Below are 17,693 nucleotides of genomic sequence, written 5' to 3'. Positions count from 1 at the left end.
CGCCGACGGAACGACCTCGCCCGACCGGCCCGGCTGGTCGTTCTCCGACTCCGAGGTCTACAAGCTCCTGGAGGCCCTGGCCTGGGAGACGGGCCGTACCGGCGACCAGGAGGCGGAGGCCGCGATCAAGCGGCTCACCGCGCGCGTGGCCCGGGCACAGGACCCCGACGGGTACCTCAACACCTGCTTCGGGCACGAGCGGCAGCCGCCGCGCTACAGCGACCTGGAGATGGGGCACGAGCTGTACAACACGGGGCACCTGCTCCAGGCGGCGGTGGCGCGGCTGCGCACGGCCGGCGAGGACGACCTGGTGCGCGTCGCCCGCCGGGCGGCGGACCACGTGTGCCGCACCTTCGGCGAGGACGGCCTGCGCGGGATCTGCGGGCACCCGGAGATCGAGGTGGGCCTGGCCGAGTTCGGCCGGGCCCTCGGCGAGGACCGCTACGTCGAGCAGGCCCGGCTGTTCCTCGAACGCCGCGGGCATGGAACGCTCCGGGACATCCCCCTGGGACGCGCCTACTTCCAGGACGACGTCCCGATCCGGCAGGCCGACGTCTGGCGCGGCCACGCCGTGCGCGCGCTCTACCTGACGGCCGCGGCCGTGGACGTCGCCGTCGAACGCGGTGACGACGAGCTGCTGCGCGCGGTGGAACGGCAGTGGGAGCGCTCGGTCGAGCGCCGGACCTACATCACCGGCGGGATGGGCTCGCGCCACCAGGACGAGGGCTTCGGCGAGGACTGGGAGCTGCCGCCGGACCGGGCCTACTGCGAGACGTGCGCGGGCGTCGCCTCGATCATGGTGTCGTGGCGGCTCCACCTCGCCACCGGCGACGTCCGCTACACCGACCTGATCGAGCGGACGCTCTACAACGTCATCGCCGCCTCCCCGAGCCCCGACGGCCGGGCCTTCTTCTACGCCAACCCTCTCCACCAGCGCAGCCCCGGCAGGCCGGCCGACCCGGCCGAGGTGAGCCCGCGCGCCGAGGGCGGCACCCGGGCCGCGTGGTTCGAGGTCTCCTGCTGCCCGACCAACGTCGCCCGCACGCTGGCCGGCCTCGGGGGTTACCTCGCCACGACCGACGACGACGGCCTCCAGATCCACCAGTACGCCCCGTGCGCCGTCCGTGCCGAGCTGCCGGACGGGCGGCAGGTGGCCGTGGACGTCGAGACCGGCTACCCCAACTCCGGGACGGTCCGGGTGCGGATCGCGGCCGACGCGCCCTCTCCCTGGACCCTCTCCCTGCGGGTGCCCGCGTGGGCGGCCGGCGCCACCGTGACCGAGGACGGCGGGCCGGCGCGGCCGGTCGAGCCCGGCACGTTCACCGTCCGGCGCGCCTTCCGGGAGGGCGACGTGGTCGTCCTCGACCTGCCGATGGGGCCCCGGTTCACCTGGCCCGACCCGCGCATCGACGCGGTGCGCGGCTGCGTGGCCGTCGAGCGCGGCCCCGAGGTGCTGTGCGTCGAGTCCCACGACGTTCCCCAGCCCGGCGGGCTCGACGCCCTGGTGATCGACGCCGGGACAGGACCGGAGCCGGACGGCGGCGGCGCGCGGGTGCGCGGCCGGCTTCCCGCCCACGCCGGCCGCGGATGGGCCTACGCCTCCGCCGCCCGTCCGGCTCCTCCCTCGGACGACGGGGAATGGTTCGACGTGCCGCTCCGGCCCTACCACTCGTGGGCCCATCGCGGGCCGGCGAGCATGCGCGTGTGGCTGCCGGTGGAAGGGACCTCGTGACCGTGGCCGGCTCGTTCTCCCCGAGGGAGATCCCGTTCAGCTTCGCCGGTTCCTGGTTCTGCTTCTCGCCCGTGGTGGCCGAGGGCGTCTGGGCCGACGACGTGCATCTGGTGTCGCACCAGACCGGCATGCACCCTGTGTTGCGGCTCGTCCCCACCGCCGAGACGGTCGTCACCGCGACGCCGCACCGGCTCACCTGGACCGGTGGCGGCGGCCGGATCGACCTGGCCTACGAGAGCCCGGACACCGTCAGGGTGCGCGGCCGCGGGTTGGGGCTGCGCGTGCTCGCCGCCGATCCCGTGCTCACCCCGTTCAGCGGCCCGTACTTCTACCAGGACCCCACCGACGGCTCGTCGGTCTTCACCGTCTACCAGACCGGCCGCCGCTACCGGATCACGGTGGTCGGCGGGCGCGCCGAGCCGCTCGGCGACCAGGCGCTCGGGACCGCCGAGCGCGGTGTGATCCTGCCGGACGACGCCTGGGAGATCGCCGTCGAGGAGTACGAGACGGCCCGCGCCCCCTACGCGAGCCGGGCGGACTTCGCCCAGGTGGCCGAGGCGGCGCGCGACCGGTTCGCGGCCTTCGCCGGGGCCGTGGCGCCCTGGCGCGGCGACCGCAGCCCGGCGGCGGAACTGGCCGCCTACGTGCTGTGGTCGGCCACGGTCCGTCCGGGAGGGTTCGTCACCCGGCAGGCCGTGCTCATGTCCAAGCACTGGATGGACAAGGTGTGGAGCTGGGACCACTGCTTCAACGCCCTCGCGCTCGGCGACGGCCTGCCCGGCCTGGCGTGGGACCAGTTCCGCCTGCCCTTCGACCACCAGGACGCCGCCGGCGCGCTGCCGGACTCGGTAGCGCACTCCGAGGTCCTGCACAACTTCGTCAAGCCGCCCATCCACGGCTGGGCCCTGCGGCGCCTGGGCCCGGTGCCCGAGGGCGAGCGGGCCGAGACGTACCGGCTGCTGGAGCGCTGGACCTCCTTCTGGCTGACCGCCCGGCGCGCCCCGGGTCGTGAGCTGGCGCACTACCAGCACGGCAACGACAGCGGCTGGGACAACGCCACCACCTTCGACCCCGAGCGGGTCGTCGAGACCGCCGACCTGGCCGCCTTCCTCGTCCTGCAGATGCGCGAGCTGGCCCGCCTGGCCGAGGAGCTCGCCGACCGCTCCGCGGCGGCCCGGTGGACGGCGGCGGCCGACCGGATGCGTGAGGCGCTGCTCACCGAGCTGTGGCAGGGCGACCGGTTCGTCGCCCGCGGGGTGCGCTCGGGGCGCACCTGGTCCAGCTCCAGCCTGCTCGACCTCATGCCGATCGTGCTGGGGGAGGAACTGCCGGAGCCGGTCAGCGCGGCGCTGGCCGCCCGGATCAGGACGCATCTGACGGAGTACGGGCTCGCCACCGAGCCGCCCGCCTCGGAGCACTACCGGGACGACGGCTACTGGCGCGGCCCCATCTGGGCGCCCTCGACCGTGCTGATCGAGGACGGCCTGCGCCGCGCCGGCCACCGTGAGCTGGCCGACGAGATCAGCGCGCGCTTCCGGGCCCTGTGCGAGAAGTCCGGGTTCGCGGAGAACTTCGACGCCCGCACCGGGGCGGGGCTGCGGGACCGTGCCTACACCTGGACGGCCGGCGCCTATCTCCTGCTGGCCGGCGCCCACGAGCGTGTCGCCGCGCGCAGCTCCGCCATCCCGCGGTAGCGCTGGAACGGCAGCTCGAACACCGCGGCGAACCCCCACGCGAACAGCACCGAGGCGGGCACGGCCAGCGTGAGCAGCACCAGGAACCCGGCCACGCCCGGCCCGAGGAGCGGGGCGACGACGAAGTGGTGCGTCGCGACCACGATCGGGGCGTGGACCAGGTAGAGGCTGTAGGAGAACGAGCCGAGCGAGCGGAGCGGCCGGCTGTCGAGGAGGCGCACCAGGGGCCTCGGCCGGCCGCCCGCCACGGCCGCGAGGAACAGCCCGGCGGCCGGGGCGAGGGCCAGGTCCACCCAGAAGAAGTTCGCGACCGTCCACACCGGCCCTTGCACCGCGACGAGGACGACCACGGGGACGAACGCGGCCAGGGCCGCCCAGTGCAGGGGGGCCCGTACCGGCGCGCGGAGCACCCCGGCCGCCAGCACGCCCACCGCGAACAGCACCGCGAACTGCGGGGTCAGCCGCATCAGCAGCGCCACGGCGGGCACCCCGCCGGCCAGCACGCCCACCGCCACCACGACCACGGTGACGGCCGCCACCATCACCACCGCGCCCAGCCGCCGCACCACCAGCAGCAGGAGGGGGAGGACGACGTAGAGCTGCGCCTCGACGGCGATCGACCAGAACGCCCCGTTGGGGCTCGGCGAGCCGAACAGGTCCTGCACGAGCAGCCCGTGGAAGAGCACGCTCTTCGCCGTGGGCGGCCCTTGTCCGGGCTGCGGCACCAGTGTCCAGGCGACCGCGAGGCTGAACACGAGCGCGGCCCAGTACGGCGGCAGGATCCGCCAGGCGCGGCGGCGCGCGAAGCGGCGCAGGCCGCCGAGCCGCCAGCCGGACCGGGCGGGCTTGACGGCCAGGGAGAAGCCGGACAGCGCGATGAAGACCACGACGGCGACGTGCCCGTACAGCAGCCAGCTCGCCCAGGCCGGGCCCGTGTCGGCGGGGAAGCCGGGGAAGGACAGCAGCCGGCAGTGGTGCAGCACCACGAACAGCGCGGCCAGGCCGCGGATGCCGTCGAGCCCGCCCAGCCGCGTGGACCGTTCCGGGACCAGCCGTTCTGACCGTTCAGGGAAACCAGCCGCCCCCGGTTCCATTCCCACCCCCGCACCGGCCGGTTTCCGGCCACCGTGGGGTTCATCGGTTCAGACCCGGCCCGCGTAACAAAGCGGATGTAACGGGCGGATGGGAAAGTTCGATGCCCCATTGGAACGGTTTTTCGGGGGGATTAACGCGCCACGTTGCTGTGCGTATCGGGCAGGGGATATATGGAATTCTGGACGACCATTCTTGGCCTTGCCCGGCAGAAGCTGATCGTCGTCCCGGTCGCCGTCCTCGCCGTCGCCCTGGCGTTCACCGGATATCTCCTGCTGCCCGAGCGGTACGTGACGAGCGCGTCCATGGTCCTCGTCACCCCGTCGGGCGGCGGCTCGATCGACGGTACCAAGCCCGTCGCGCAGACCAACCCGCTGCTTCAGTTCACCGACGACCTGCGCACCACGGCCAGCATCCTCATCCTGGCCATGAACACCTCCGACGTGTTCGCCTCCGTCGGCGTCACCGAGGACGGGCCGACCGATCTGACCGTCGACGACGGCCGCAGCAACCCGACACTGCTCGGCGTCGGCACCACCGGGCCGTTCATCTACGTCCAGGTCGAGAGCGACTCGCCGGCCACGGCGTCCAAGGTCCTGGCGGCGACCCAGGAGCGGCTGCGCCAGGAGCTGGAGGACCGGCAGAACGAGCTGAAGGCGCACCCGATCACGTTCGTCCAGGCCGAGGACGTCGTGCGGCTCGGGCCGGAGGCCGACGGGTCGGCCAAGCTCCAGGGCGCCGTCGGCGGGCTGCTGCTCGGCCTCGTGGCCGGGTTCGGGGCAGCGTACGCGGTCGTGCGCCGGAGGCTGTTCCTCCGCGCTGCCGCCCCCGCCCCCGGCGCGCCCGACAAGGAGCCCTCGGAGGAGGAGCCGGCTCCGGACGCCGTCTCGAAGAAGGAACCGGAGGCGGCCGGGAACGGATCGGGACCGGCGCCGTCCAGGGATCTGGACGAGACCGGCCCCATCGACGTGGTGCGGCTCAACGGCCGCTGACCTCGCTACTTCCAGCGCCTTATCTGCGGCGGCTCGCCAGGTCCGCCAGCACGGGCGGCACCCAGCGCCTGGCCGTCTGCCGGAGGCTGCTCTTCCACTCCTCGCCCGGCCGCTGCTTGAACTTGGTGTCGTGCTCGTCGAGCACCTCTTCGGCCGGGCGGCCGTTGGTGTAGTAGTACAGCGCCATCGAGCGCCGGGCCCGGTCGTCCGGGCAGGTCAGCGGCTCCGGGTGGCCGTGGTTGGCGTCGTCGGTGGTGGCGAACAGGACGAACCTGTTGAACACCGGCAGGATGCGGTGCTCGCAGGCCGTCATGTCCTTGTTCCAGAGCTGGAGGTGGCCGCCGTACGACTCCTCCCAGTCCTTGTTGAGGTAGAGCAGCCCGTTCAGCCGCCGGTCCAGATCCAGCCTGCGGTGCCGGTTGAAGTCGACGTGTACCTTCAGGAACCCGCCGGGCCGGATCTGGTGCAGGCCGCCCCCGTCGTAGTGCGGGTCCGACACCAGGTGCTCGATGCCGGTGAGCCGCTCCAGGAAGTCGACGAACACCTGGCCGTTGAACTCGGACAGCAGGTGGCGGGTGGCCGGCCCCATGCGCTCGGTGTCGGCGAGCGCGAGCTTGATCTCCCTGGCGTTGTCGAAGCGCTGCCACTCGGGGTCACGGGGCTCGGGGAACTCGGCGAGCACCGGCTCCAGGACGTCGGCGGGAAGGAAGTCGTCGATGACGACATGCCGGAACGGCGTGGCCTTGAGAAAGCTTTCGCGGAGGCTGTCGGCGAGCGGAAGGAGTTCGTCACGGCGGAAGGTAAAGCTCAGTGCCTGCTGCATCGGTGCTCCCCACCCCTGAATGTCGGCGAAATGGCCCGGCAGTGACATCGCGGTGCACCGTTGTCTCGTTACAAATACCCCGGTAACGCCGGATACCGCGAAAAACGATGATCTGTGGGGAGACACCCGTTTTCTGGTGCGGGAAACTCTGGTGCGGGACGTTCTGGCACGGGGGAGGAAGGCGTCTTGGACTTCTGGGGGACGGTCCTGGTCGTGTTCCGGCGGTGGTACGTCACGGTCCCCGCGTTCCTGCTCTCCCTCGCGGTGGCCTTCGGCGTCTACCGGACGGTCCCGGCCGTCTACCAGTCGAGCGCGGTGCTGGTCCTGACCGTGCCCGTCACGGGCGGGAGCGTTCCATCCAACCCCGACTACCCGAACCCCCGGGTCAACCCGCTGCTCAACTACGACGGCGCGCTCAACGTCTCCGCCTCGATCCTGCTCCAGGCGCTCAGCGCGCCCGAGACCGCGGCCACGCTCGGCGCGCCGCCGGGCGGCGACACCTCATACGTGGTCCACAACGGCAGCGCCAACCCCGAGCTGCTGGCCAACGGCCCCTTCGTCATCATCGAGGCCAAGAGCCCGTCGGCCGAGGCCGCGCACACGCTCGTCGTCAAGCTGGTGGCGCGGGCCAAGCTGGAGATGGCCGCCCGCCAGCAGGTGCTCCAGGCGCCGCCGAGCACGTACATCCAGCTCACCGAGATGGTCGCGCCGACCGCGCCGCTGGAGCAGCGCGGCGGCAAGAGCCGCACGGCGGCGGCGGTGCTGGCGCTGGGCCTGTTCGCCGCCCTGACGGCCGGATTCGCGGCGGAGAGCGTCGCCCCCGCGCTGAGACGGAGGCTGGACAGGCGCCCGGGTGGGCGGCTGAACCTGCGGCTGAGGCGGCGCCCGGCATGACCGTCACAGGTTCGGGAACCACCTCCGCGGCGGCGGCCGCCAGGACGAAGGCGCTGCTGGAGGCGTCCGCGCTGCCGAGGCCGCACCGGGCCGACGGCGCCACGGCCGGCGTCGTGTTCGCGGTCGTCCTCATGATCGTCCCAGCCCGGCTGGTGTACCGGGGACTGTCGTTCGCGATCACCCCGGCCGAGTCCATCGGCCTGTTCGCGCTGGTGTGGTGGCTGTGCGCGCACTTCACCGGCACGCTCGGCGCCGCCAAGGGCCGCACGCTCGTCCGCTCGGCCGTGTTCGTGTACGCCGCCTCGCTGCTGGCCACGTACGCCTACGCGACGGCCGGCCCGCTGCCCAGGGACGAGGTGGAGCTGGCCGACCACATGCTCGTCACCGCGTTCGCCATGATCGGCGTCGTGCTGCTCGTGGTGGACGGCGTGCGCGGCCGGGACCGGCTCGACCTGGTGCTGAAGACGGTCGCCGTGATGGGCGCGGTCCTCGGGGTGGTCGGCGCGGTGCAGTTCCTGTTCAGGTTCGACCCGACGAAGTACATGGTCCTGCCCGGCCTGCGCTACACCCAGGAGGAGCTGTTCATCCTGGAGCGCAACGGGCTGAGCCGGGTGGCGGCGACCACCGGGCACCCCATCGAGTTCGCGGTCATGTGCGCCATGATCCTGCCGATCGCCCTGCACTTCGCGTTCCAGGCGCGCGAGCGGGGCGGGCCCTCGCTGCGCTGGTGGGTGTGCGCGGGGCTGATCGGGGCGGGCATGGTGTTCTCGGTGTCGCGCTCGGCCTTCGTCGGGCTGGCCGGCGCCGCCGTGGTGCTGCTCGCGGGCTGGCCGAAGGTGCGGCGGCTGCTCGCCGCCGGGGCCGTGCTCGTCTTCCTCGGGGCCGTGAAGGTCGTGGTGCCGGGCGTGCTGGGGGCCATCGTCGCGCTGTTCACGAACATCTCGAACGACTCCAGCCTGCGCTGGCGGACCATGGACTACGCCACCGCCGCCACCGAGATCGGCCGCCACCCCTGGCTGGGGCGCGGTCTCGGCACCTGGTACGCCCCGAAGTACCTCGTCTTCGACAACCAGTACATCCTGACGACCGTCGAGACCGGGATCATCGGCGTGCTGGCCTTCGCGGGGCTGTTCGCGGCCGGCATCTGGTCGGCGCTGCGGGCCCGGCGCCTGCTGGCCGACCCGGCCGCCCGCGACCTCGGGCTCACGCTGGCGGCCTGCCTGGTGGTGCCGCTGATCGGCGCCGCCACCTTCGACCTGCGCTCGTACGCGGTGATCACCGGCCTGTCGTTCCTGCTGGTGGGCGCGGCCGGCGCCCTCCTGCGCGAGGCCCGCGCCGGCCGGGCGGCGGCTCCCGTCGCGGAGGGCGGGGTCAGCCGAGCGGCGGCTCCTGTCGCGGAGGGCGAGGTCAGCCGAGCAGGCGCTCCCGAGCCTCCTTCCACGACCCCGCCGCCAGATCCCGCGCGCTGATCGCGGTGACCGGCAGCGGCCAGCCGATGGCGAGGTCCGGGTCGTCGTAGCGCACCGTCAGGTCCTCGGCCGGGTCGTGCTCACGGTCGATCCGGTAGCACACGTCGGCCTGCTCGGTCAGCGCCTGGTAGCCGTGGAAGAGCCCCGGCGGCACGTACAGGTGGGCGAACTCCTTGTCGTCGAGCACCACGCTCCAGCTCTCGCCGAACGTCGGCGAGCCGGGCCTGGCGTCCACCAGCACGTCGTGGATCGCGCCACGGGCGCACCTGACCAGCTTGGCCTCGCCCCGCCCGAGCCGGCAGTGCATCCCCCGCAGGGTGCCGAGCCGCGACCGGGACTGGCTGTCCTGGACAAACGCGGCCGGATCGAGCCCGTGCTCGGCGGCCAGTGCCGTGTCGAAGGTGCGGGTGAAGAAGCCCCTGTCGTCGTGGTGGGGGGTCGGAACGAAGATCAGGACCCCGTCGAACGCGCCTCGCTCCACTCTCATGCGCCCATGATCGCCGCCCGCCCGCCCCGCCGGAAGCCCTCACCCGCTCTGGTCAAGCCATCCTCGACCGCCGCCCCGGAATCCCTCATGCCACCCGGCCGTGCCGGCCTTCACCGCCCCGCCGGCTGGGAGGGCCGCCCCGCGCCCGTCGCGCCTCCACGTTCCGTTCGGCTCGCCGTCCGCCCCGCTTCGGCCCGCCGCCCGTCCCGAGCCCGAGCCGGGTAACGGGTTTGTCTCTTATGCCGATTATTTCGTGAAAGGTCGTGATGTTAGGTCGGCTGCGCGAAGGAGCGAGACCATTCCGGCGGATCCCTTCCTCACGACCGATCCCCCGGCGCGGGTGCGCGTCGGAGCGGTCCACGTCATGGCCCTCACCGAGGCCGCCGTCGCCGAGCACGTCTCCCGCGCGTGGACGGCCGGCCGGGGCGGCGCGATCGTCACCGCGAACGTGGACATCGTCAGAGCCGCCACCCGCGACCCCGCCCTCGCCGAGCTGGTCGAGGGCGCCGAGCTGGTGGTCGCCGACGGCATGCCCGTGGTGTGGGCGGGCCGCCTGGCCGGAGCCGCGATCCCCGAGCGGGTGACCGGCGCCTCGCTCGTCCACAGCCTGTCCGCGCGGGCCGCGCGCGACGGCCGTTCCGTCTACCTGCTGGGCGGCGACCCCGGTGTGCCCGAGGCCGCCGCGGAGGCGCTCGCGGCGCGCAGCCCGGGCCTGCGGATCGCGGGCGCCCACTCCCCGCCGTACGGCTTCGACGCCGACCCCGGGGCACGCCGCGAGGTGATCGAACGGGTGGTCGCCGCCCGCCCCGCCCTCGTGCTCGTCGGCCTCGGCTTCCCCAAGCAGGAACGGCTCATCCGTGACCTGCGCCCCGGCCTGCCCGCCGCCTGGTTCCTCGGCTGCGGCGCGGGCATCCCCATGGCCGCCGGCCAGTTCAGCCGGGCCCCGCGCGCCCTCCAGCGCGCGGGCGGGGAGTGGCTGCACCGCCTCGCCCTGGAGCCGCGCCGCCTGGCCCGCCGCTACCTCAGAGAGGACGCCCCCTTCGCCGTCGCGCTGCTCGCCGGCGCCCTGCTCAGCCGGTTCCGACATTCCTGAGTTCCGGCGGTCCCGAGTTCCGACACTCCTGAGTTCCGACGCTCCCGAGAGGCCACGCCCGCATGCTCGCGATTGTGATCGTCACCTACTTCAGTGAGCGGGTCGTCGGCGACTGCCTGCGCTCCCTGGCCGCCGCCGGCGCGGGCGACGCCCGGGTGATCGTGGTGGACAACGACTCGGCCGACGCGACCCTGGAGCGGGCCCGCGAGGCGCTGCCCGCCGTCGAGATCGTCTCCACGGGCCGCAACGCCGGCTTCGGCGCCGCCGTGAACGCCGGGATCGCCGCCGCCCCCGGCTGCGACGTGCTCGTGCTCAACCCGGACATCCGGCTCGCCCCCGGCGCCGTCACGGCGCTGCGTGAGGCGCTGGCCGAGCCGGGCACCGGCATCACGGTCCCGCGCCTCACCGACGACTCCGGCCACCGGCACCCCTCGCTGCGGCGCCGTCCCACCGTGCTGCGGGCGCTCGGCGAGGCATTGCTCGGCGGCCACCGCGCCGGACGGGTCCCCGCCCTGGGCGAGCTGGTCGTCGCCGACGAGGCGTACGAGCGGCCGGGCACGCACGACTGGGCGACCGGTGCCGCCTGGCTGGTCTCCCGGCGCTGCCTCGACGCCACCGGCCCGCTCGACGAGCGCTACTTCCTGTACTCGGAGGAGACCGAGTACATGCTGCGCGCCGGCGACCGCGGGTTCGCCGTCCGCTACGTGCCGGCCGCCCTCGCCGTCCACCTGGGCGGCGAGCAGTCCACCTCCAGCCGGCTGTGGGCCCTGTCCGCGGCCAACCGGGTCAGGCTCCACCGCCAGCGCCACGGCCGTCCCCGCGCCCTGCTCATGCGTCTGGCCGTCACGCTCAACGAGGCGCTGCGCGCCGCCACCCGTGGCGGTCCCGGGGGAGAGCGTCACAAGGCCGCCCTGCGCGCCCTCTGGCCCCTGCCCCGCTGGCCCCGGGAGACCGCGCAGCCGGCGCCCGGCTACGTCTGCTTCTCCGCCCAGGACTGGTGGTACCACAACCAGGCGCACTCCGACTTCCAGCTCATGCGCTCGATCGCCGCCCACCGCGAGGTCCTCGTGGTCAACAGCATCGGCATGCGCATGCCCACCCCCGGCAGATCCACCCAGGTCGCCCGCCGGATCGCGCGCAAGCTGCGCAGCGTCGCCAAGCTCGTGCGCGAGCCGCTGCCCGGCTTCCACGTCATGTCGCCGCTGCCGTTGCCGTTCTACGGCTCGCCGCTGCTCCGCGCGCTGAACGCGGCGCTCGTCCGCGCCCAGGTGCGGGCCGTGTGCCGGGCGCTCGGCATGCGCCGCCCCGTCGTCGTCGTCACCATCCCCACGGCCTGGGACGTGGTGCGCCCCATGGCCAGGCGGTCGCTGGTGTTCAACCGCTCCGACCGGCACTCGGCGTTCCCCGAGGCCGACGCCGCCACCATCGGCGCGCTGGAACGCGCCCTGCTCGCCCGCGCCGACCGCGTCGTCTACGTCAGCCGCGCCCTCATGGCCGAGGAACGCCCCCTCACCGGAGACCGGGCGCACTTCCTCGACCACGGCGTGGACCTGCGCCACTTCACCCGGACCGCGGACCTGCCGCCCGACCTCGCCGCCGTACCAGGCCCCCGGATCGGCTTCTTCGGCGCCCTGGACGACTTCGTCGTGGACTTCGAGCTGCTCGAACGCGTCGCCGTCGAGCTGCCGGAGGCGTCGCTGGTGCTCGTCGGCGACGCCACCGCGCCCATGGAGCGGCTGACGAAGTATCCCAACGTCCACTGGCTCGGCTTCCGCCCCTACGAGCGGATCCCCGCGTACGGCTCGGGCTACGACGTGGCGATCATGCCGTGGCGGGACAACGCGTGGATCCGCCACGCCAACCCGATCAAGCTGAAGGAGTACCTGGCGCTCGGCCTGCCCGTCGTGAGCACGGAGTTCGCCGAGTTGTCCGCGTACACCGGCCGGGTCAGGAGCGCCGCCACCCACGCCGCGTTCGTCGAGGCCGTCAAGCTCACGCTCGACACGGGCGGCCCGGCGAGTCCCGAGGAGCTGCGCGCGTCCGTGCGGGACGCGTCCTGGTCCGCGCGCGCCCGCGAGCTCATGGCGCTGGCCGAGGGGGAGCGCTGATGCGGGTGCCCCGACCGCTCCTCGCCGCGGTGATCCTGATCACCGCGGCGGCCCTGGTGTGGATGGTGCTCGACCTGCGCCGCGCCGAGCGGCCCGAGGGGCGCGAGACCCCGGCCCCCGGCCCGGCCACGCCCGCCCCGGCCCTCACACCGGTCGACTGGGAGGGCGGCCCCGCCTACTACGGCCGCTTCCCCGCCACCGCCGCCGCCGGCTGGACCGACCCCTCCTTCTTCCCCGTCGGCGTCTGGTACGAGTCCGTCATCACCCAGGACGACGTGGACAAGGACCGCGAGGCCGGCATCAACACGTACGTCGAGCTGACCGAGACCAGCGACATGGCGCTCATCAGGAGGAACGGCCTGTTCGCCATCACCGGCAAGCCCATCGCCGGGTACGGCCCCGAGACCGTCGCCTGGCTCGTCACCGACGAGGCCGACATGTGGGCCGGCCCCGGCGACGACGGCTGGACCGGCAACTTCCCCGGCCAGGGCCCCCTGTGCGTCCCCGACGACCCGCACAAGGAACGCTGCGGCTACACCGTGATGAAGACCCTCAAGGAGCGCCTGCCGAAAGGCGACGGCCGCCCCCACTACGCCAACTACGGCAAAGGCGTCATGATCTGGCAGAACGACCGGCAGGCCGGCCGGTTCGTCAACGACTACACCGACCTCGTCTCCCTCGACGTCTACTGGTACACCAGCTACTACGCCTGCCTGGACGCCCAGAACTCGCTGAAGTTCCGCGCCGACCAGTGCGCCAGGGCCGCCAACTACGGGCTGCTCATCGACCGCCAGCGCAAGCTCGACGCCCTCGACGGCAAGCGTCAGCCCATCTACGCCTTCGTCGAGGTCGGCCGGCCCGCGCCCGAGGACCGGCAGGCGATCAAGCCCGGCCAGCTCAAGGGCGCCGTCATGAGCTCCCTCATCCACGGCGCCCGCGGCGTCGTCTACTTCAACCACAGCTTCGGCGGCCCGTGCCAGAGCCAGCACGTCCTGCGCGACGCCTGCGGCGCGGCCACCCGGCCCGCCGTCATCGAGGTCAACAGGCAGATCAAGGAGCTCGCCCCCGTCCTCAACACCCAGTCGCTCCACCACGACTTCGGCAAGGGCGTCGACACCATGCTCAAGCGGCACGGCGGGGCCTACTACCTGTTCGCCATGCCCGGCGCCGACGGCGGCCCCGGGCCGCACACGTTCACGCTGCCGCCCGGCGTTCCGGCGGGGCAGGTCGAGGCGCTCTTCGAGAACCGGCGGATCCCCGTCAACGGCGGCGCCTTCACCGACGCCTTCGCCGAGGAGAGCACCTACCACATCTACAAGATCACACCCTGACGGGCGGCGTACCAGGCGACCGTCCGCCGCAGGCCCTCCTCCAGCCCGACCCGCGCCTCCCAGCCGAGCAGCTCCCGTGCGGGCCCCGTCTCGGCCGACTGCGGCACGTCCAGCGGCCGGTCGGCCACCGCGCCGAACCGCGGTCCGCCGTCGGCCCCGACGATCCGGTAGAGCAGCTCCACCACGTCCCGCACCGAGGCCCGCACCCCCGTGCCCACGTCGAACGCATGCCCGACGGCCCGCCCGCCCGCCCCCGCCGCGGCGAACGCCTCCACCACGTCGTCCACGTACACCCAGTCGGCCACCTTCGCACCGCTGGTCAGCCGCGGCTCCTCGCCCCGCAGCAGCGACAGCGTCACGTACGGCACCAGCTTCGCCTCGTCCCGCTGCCCCGGCCCGTACACCATCGTCGGCCGCACGATCGTGTACGGAACCCCCCACAACCGGTGGAACAGGTCCGCGTACCCCGAGGCCGCGGCCTTGGCCATCGCGTACGGCGACGGCGGCGCCGCGTGCCCGTTGCCCGGCCGCGGCTCCTCGCTCGACCCCGCCAGCACCACCCGGCTCCCCGACCGGGCCGCCGCAGCCAGCACGTTCACCGTGCTGGTCAGGTTGCCCGTCAGCGTCGGCAGCACCACTCCCACGTCGCGGGCGCCGTCCACCTCGCCCGCCAGGTGGTGGACCACCTCCGGCCGCACGGCGGCGAACAGCTCCTCCACCGCGCCCGCGTCGCGCAGGTCGGCCTGATGCCACACCACACCCTGCATGCCTGGTATGTCCGGCTGGGGCGACCGGCTCACCCCGTGCGCCTCGCCGGACGCCCCGAGCCGCCGCAGCAGGTGCGAGCCGATGAAGCCGGTGGCGCCCGTCACCAGCGAGCCCGACATGACATCCCCCGATATGTTGTCCGGACATGACGAAGGGGGCGGCTCGCCGCCGCCCCCTGCACTGTCACCGCTAACCGATGCGCCAGGTGTCGCCGCCCATCAGCAGGTCGGCCAGGTCACCCTGACCCTGCTGCGCCACGGCCTCCTCGAGCTGCTCGGCCATGAGCACGTCGTACGCCGGCCGGTCCACCTGACGGAAGATGCCGATCGGCACGTGCTCGAACGCCGGCTCGTCCAGCCGCGACAGCGCGAACGCCACCGACGGGTCGGGCGAGTGCGCGTCGTGGACGAGGATCCGCTCGGCCGCGACGTCGGCCCGCGGCACCACCTGGATGCGGCCGTCGTCGCCGCGCACGACCGCCTTGGACGTCGACACGATCGGCTGCCCGTGCTCCAGCCGCAGCGTGATGTCGTCGCGGACCTCCGGGTCCTTGAGCGGTTCGAAGGCGTTGTCGTTGAAGATGTTGCAGTTCTGGTAGATCTCCACCAGCGACGTGCCGCGGTGGGCGGTCGCCTCGCGCAGCACCGACTGCAGGTGCTTGCGGTCGGAGTCGATGGTGCGGGCCACGAACGACGCCTCGGCGCCGAGGGCCAGCGAGATCGGGTTGAACGGCTTGTCCAGCGACCCCATCGGCGTCGACTTGGTGATCTTGCCGACCTCGGAGGTCGGCGAGTACTGCCCCTTCGTCAGGCCGTAGATCCTGTTGTTGAACAGCAGGATGTTGAGGTTGACGTTGCGGCGCAGCGCGTGGATCAGGTGGTTGCCGCCGATCGACAGCGCGTCGCCGTCACCCGTGATCACCCACACGCTGAGGTCCGGCCGGCTCGCGGCGAGGCCCGTCGCGATCGCCGGCGCGCGGCCGTGGATCGAGTGGAAGCCGTAGGTGTCGAGGTAGTACGGGAAGCGCGAGGAGCAGCCGATGCCCGAGACGAACACGATGTTCTCGCGCCGCAGCCCGAGCTCCGGCAGGAAGCTCTGCACCGCGGCCAGGATCGCGTAGTCACCGCAGCCGGGGCACCAGCGGACCTCCTGGTCGGACTTGAAGTCCTTGAGGGTCTGCTTGGCGTCGGTCTTGGGAACGAGCGACAGGCCCTTCCCGTTGAGCAGCTCAGTCACTGTCGATCACGTCCTGGATCACCCCGGCCAGCTCCTCGGCCTTGAACGGCAGGCCGCGCACCCGGTTGTAGCTGATGATGTCGACGAGGTAGCGGGCCCGCAGCAGCAGCGCGAGCTGGCCGAGGTTGATCTCGGGCAGCAGCACCTTGTCGTAGCCCTTGAGGACCTCGCCGGTGTTGGCCGGCAGCGGGTTGAGGTGGCGCAGGTGGGCCTGCGCGACCTTGCCGCCGGCCTTCCTGATCCGCCGCGCCGCCGCCGCGATCGGCCCGTACGTCGAGCCCCAGCCGAGCACGAGCACCCGGGCGTCGCCGTCGGGGTCGTCCACCTGGAGGTCGGGCACGTCGATCCCGGCGATCTTGGCCGCGCGCGTCCGGACCATCAGGTCGTGGTTGTTCGGGTCGTAGGAGATGTTGCCCGTGCCGTCGGCCTTCTCGATGCCGCCGATGCGGTGCTCCAGGCCCGGCGTGCCGGGGATCGCCCACGGACGCGCCAGCGTCTCGCTGTCGCGCTTGAACGGCAGGAACGCGCCGTCCTCGCCGTTGGGCTCGGTCGTGAACTCCTGCGAGATGTCGGGCAGCTCGGAGATCTCCGGCAGCCGCCACGGCTCGGAGCCGTTGGCGAGGTAGCCGTCGGACAGCAGCATGACCGGCGTGCGGTACTTCACCGCGATCCGGGCCGCCTCGATGGCCGCGTCGAAGCAGTCGCTCGGCGACATCGCCGCCACGACCGGCACCGGCGACTCGCCGTTGCGGCCGTACAGCGCCATCAGCAGGTCGGTCTGCTCGGTCTTGGTCGGCATGCCGGTGCTCGGACCGGCGCGCTGCACGTCCACGACGATCAGCGGCAGCTCGGTCGTGACCGCGAGTCCCACGGTCTCCGCCTTGAGCGCCACGCCCGGGCCCGAGGTCGTCGTCACGCCCAGCGCGCCGCCGAACGCCGCGCCCAGCGCCGCGCCGACGCCCGCGATCTCGTCCTCGGCCTGGAAGGTGCGCACGCCGAACCGCTTGTGCTTCGACAGCTCGTGCAGGATGTCGCTGGCCGGCGTGATCGGGTACGAGCCGAGGAACAGCGGCAGCTTCGCCTGCACCGAGGCGGCGATCAGGCCGTAGGCCAGCGCCTGGTTGCCGGAGATGTTGCGGTAGACGCCCGGGGCCAGCCGGGCCGGCTTGACCTCGTACGACACCGAGAATGACTCGGTCGTCTCGCCGTAGTTCCAGCCCGCCTGGAAGGCCGCGATGTTGGCCTTGGCGATCTCGGGCTTCTTGGCGAACTTCTGCTGCAGGAACGTGATCGTGTGCTCGATCGGCCGGTGGTAGAGCCACGACAGCAGGCCGAGGGCGAACATGTTCTTCGAGCGCTCGGCGTCCTTCTTCGACAGGTCGAAGCCCTCCAGGGCCGTGACCGTCAGCGACGTCAGCGGGAGCGCGTGGACCCGCCACTCCGCGAGGCTGTCGTCCTCCAGCGGGTTGGTCTCGTAGCCGACCTTCTGCAGGTTGCGCTTGGTGAACTCGTCGGTGTTGACGATGATGTCCGCGCCGCGGGGCAGGTCGCCCAGGTTGGCCTTCAGCGCCGCCGGGTTCATCGCGACGAGCACGTTCGGCGCGTCGCCGGGCGTGAGGATGTCGTGATCGGCGAAGTGCAGCTGGAAGCTGGACACACCGGGCAGGGTGCCGGCGGGCGCGCGGATCTCGGCCGGGAAGTTGGGCAGCGTGGACAGGTCGTTGCCGAACTCCGCCGTGCCGGCGGTGAAGCGGTCACCGGTGAGCTGCATGCCGTCGCCGGAGTCGCCGGCGAAGCGGATGATCACGCGGTCGAGTTGCTGGACCTGCTTCGTCACAGCTCAGTCCTCCTCGACGCGCCAATGCGCGGTCGCTTGGGGCGCGTTCTCAGTTCCATGCTAGATCCTCGCGAGGTTCAACACGTTTCCTCAGCGCATAACGAGGGTAAACGCGGTGTCAGTCAGGGGGAGGCCGT

At 72.7% G+C, this 17,693-nt stretch carries 14 protein-coding genes; 8 read left to right on the top strand and 6 right to left on the bottom strand.

Going from position 1 to position 17,693, the window contains the following annotated elements; all coding sequences use genetic code 11:
• Both AB0H81_RS36900 and AB0H81_RS36895 read left to right on the top strand, forming a co-directional pair.
• Positions 1 to 1,732, top strand: a 1,732-nt coding sequence (locus AB0H81_RS36900; protein WP_358384482.1) for a beta-L-arabinofuranosidase domain-containing protein, incomplete at its 5' end; no start/stop codon positions are given.
• On the top strand, positions 1,705 to 3,426 hold the full coding sequence (locus AB0H81_RS36895) for a trehalase family glycosidase (protein ID WP_358384480.1): 1,722 nt from the start codon (positions 1,705 to 1,707) through the stop codon (positions 3,424 to 3,426). The genes AB0H81_RS36900 and AB0H81_RS36895, both read left to right, overlap by 28 nt.
• Here AB0H81_RS36895 and AB0H81_RS36890 read toward each other — a convergent pair.
• Positions 3,363 to 4,520 (bottom strand): acyltransferase, encoded by a 1,158-nt coding sequence (locus tag AB0H81_RS36890; RefSeq protein ID WP_358384485.1) that lies wholly within the window; start codon positions 4,518 to 4,520, stop codon positions 3,363 to 3,365. The genes AB0H81_RS36895 and AB0H81_RS36890 overlap by 64 nt on opposite strands.
• 171 nt (positions 4,521 to 4,691) lie before the next feature.
• On the opposite strand from AB0H81_RS36890, the gene AB0H81_RS36885 reads away from it, so the two are divergent.
• Positions 4,692 to 5,510 carry a hypothetical protein gene (locus tag AB0H81_RS36885; RefSeq protein WP_358384478.1) on the top strand — a complete coding sequence of 273 codons (819 nt, stop codon included), beginning with the start codon at positions 4,692 to 4,694 and terminating at the stop codon, positions 5,508 to 5,510.
• 19 nt (positions 5,511 to 5,529) lie between these two features.
• Here AB0H81_RS36885 and AB0H81_RS36880 read toward each other — a convergent pair whose 3' ends face one another.
• Positions 5,530 to 6,333 (bottom strand): 2OG-Fe(II) oxygenase, encoded by an 804-nt coding sequence (locus tag AB0H81_RS36880; RefSeq protein ID WP_358384476.1) that lies wholly within the window; start codon positions 6,331 to 6,333, stop codon positions 5,530 to 5,532.
• Positions 6,334 to 6,519: 186 nt separating this feature from the next.
• On the opposite strand from AB0H81_RS36880, the gene AB0H81_RS36875 reads away from it, so the two are divergent.
• Positions 6,520 to 7,227 carry a hypothetical protein gene (locus AB0H81_RS36875; protein WP_358384474.1) on the top strand — a complete coding sequence of 236 codons (708 nt, stop codon included), beginning with the start codon at positions 6,520 to 6,522 and terminating at the stop codon, positions 7,225 to 7,227.
• Positions 7,224 to 8,696 (top strand): O-antigen ligase family protein, encoded by a 1,473-nt coding sequence (locus AB0H81_RS36870; RefSeq protein WP_358384472.1) that lies wholly within the window; start codon positions 7,224 to 7,226, stop codon positions 8,694 to 8,696. The genes AB0H81_RS36875 and AB0H81_RS36870 overlap by 4 nt, the downstream gene beginning before the upstream one ends.
• Here AB0H81_RS36870 and rfbC read toward each other — a convergent pair.
• Positions 8,635 to 9,183, bottom strand: a complete 549-nt coding sequence (rfbC, locus tag AB0H81_RS36865; RefSeq protein ID WP_358384469.1) for a dTDP-4-dehydrorhamnose 3,5-epimerase — start codon at positions 9,181 to 9,183, stop codon at positions 8,635 to 8,637. The two genes, AB0H81_RS36870 and rfbC, sit on opposite strands and share 62 nt — an antisense overlap.
• Before the next feature lie 340 nt (positions 9,184 to 9,523).
• Between rfbC and AB0H81_RS36860 the strand changes: the two genes are divergently transcribed.
• The 3 genes from AB0H81_RS36860 to AB0H81_RS36850 all read left to right on the top strand — a co-directional run bounded on the left by AB0H81_RS36860 (position 9,524) and on the right by AB0H81_RS36850 (position 13,715).
• A complete protein-coding gene (locus AB0H81_RS36860; RefSeq protein WP_358384467.1) occupies positions 9,524 to 10,276 on the top strand; it encodes a WecB/TagA/CpsF family glycosyltransferase in 753 nt (250 codons plus the stop codon).
• Between the two features lie 62 nt (positions 10,277 to 10,338).
• Entirely contained in the window at positions 10,339 to 12,384 is a 2,046-nt protein-coding gene (locus AB0H81_RS36855) for a glycosyltransferase (RefSeq protein WP_358384465.1), read from the top strand.
• Positions 12,384 to 13,715, top strand: a complete 1,332-nt coding sequence (locus AB0H81_RS36850) for a hypothetical protein (RefSeq protein WP_358384462.1) — start codon at positions 12,384 to 12,386, stop codon at positions 13,713 to 13,715. The genes AB0H81_RS36855 and AB0H81_RS36850 overlap by 1 nt, the downstream gene beginning before the upstream one ends.
• Here the strand turns inward: AB0H81_RS36850 and AB0H81_RS36845 are convergent.
• The 3 genes from AB0H81_RS36845 to AB0H81_RS36835 form a co-directional block, all read right to left on the bottom strand.
• Complete coding sequence (locus tag AB0H81_RS36845) at positions 13,697 to 14,602, bottom strand: NAD-dependent epimerase/dehydratase family protein (protein WP_358384460.1); 906 nt, start codon at positions 14,600 to 14,602, stop codon at positions 13,697 to 13,699. The genes AB0H81_RS36850 and AB0H81_RS36845 overlap by 19 nt on opposite strands.
• A 70-nt stretch (positions 14,603 to 14,672) precedes the next feature.
• Positions 14,673 to 15,719, bottom strand: a complete 1,047-nt coding sequence (locus AB0H81_RS36840; RefSeq protein ID WP_358384458.1) for a 2-oxoacid:ferredoxin oxidoreductase subunit beta — start codon at positions 15,717 to 15,719, stop codon at positions 14,673 to 14,675.
• On the bottom strand, positions 15,712 to 17,556 hold the full coding sequence (locus AB0H81_RS36835; protein WP_358384456.1) for a 2-oxoacid:acceptor oxidoreductase subunit alpha: 1,845 nt from the start codon (positions 17,554 to 17,556) through the stop codon (positions 15,712 to 15,714). The genes AB0H81_RS36840 and AB0H81_RS36835 overlap by 8 nt, the downstream gene beginning before the upstream one ends.
• Between the last annotated feature and the right edge of the window lie 137 nt (positions 17,557 to 17,693).

This window comes from Nonomuraea sp. NPDC050691 (assembly GCF_040654455.1).
Lineage (GTDB): Bacteria > Actinomycetota > Actinomycetes > Streptosporangiales > Streptosporangiaceae > Nonomuraea.
Note: the sequence above shows the minus strand (reverse complement) of the source record. Positions and strands in the feature narration are given on the sequence as shown.

Coding starts and splice junctions, on each gene's coding strand:
- AB0H81_RS36855 (WP_358384465.1), top strand. CDS start 10,339: ATGCTCGCGATTGTGATCGTCACCTACTTCAGTGAGCGGGTCGTCGGC.
- AB0H81_RS36885 (WP_358384478.1), top strand. CDS start 4,692: ATGGAATTCTGGACGACCATTCTTGGCCTTGCCCGGCAGAAGCTGATC.
- rfbC (WP_358384469.1), bottom strand. CDS start 9,183: ATGAGAGTGGAGCGAGGCGCGTTCGACGGGGTCCTGATCTTCGTTCCG.
- AB0H81_RS36890 (WP_358384485.1), bottom strand. CDS start 4,520: ATGGAACCGGGGGCGGCTGGTTTCCCTGAACGGTCAGAACGGCTGGTC.
- AB0H81_RS36870 (WP_358384472.1), top strand. CDS start 7,224: ATGACCGTCACAGGTTCGGGAACCACCTCCGCGGCGGCGGCCGCCAGG.
- AB0H81_RS36845 (WP_358384460.1), bottom strand. CDS start 14,602: ATGTCGGGCTCGCTGGTGACGGGCGCCACCGGCTTCATCGGCTCGCAC.
- AB0H81_RS36880 (WP_358384476.1), bottom strand. CDS start 6,333: ATGCAGCAGGCACTGAGCTTTACCTTCCGCCGTGACGAACTCCTTCCG.
- AB0H81_RS36850 (WP_358384462.1), top strand. CDS start 12,384: ATGCGGGTGCCCCGACCGCTCCTCGCCGCGGTGATCCTGATCACCGCG.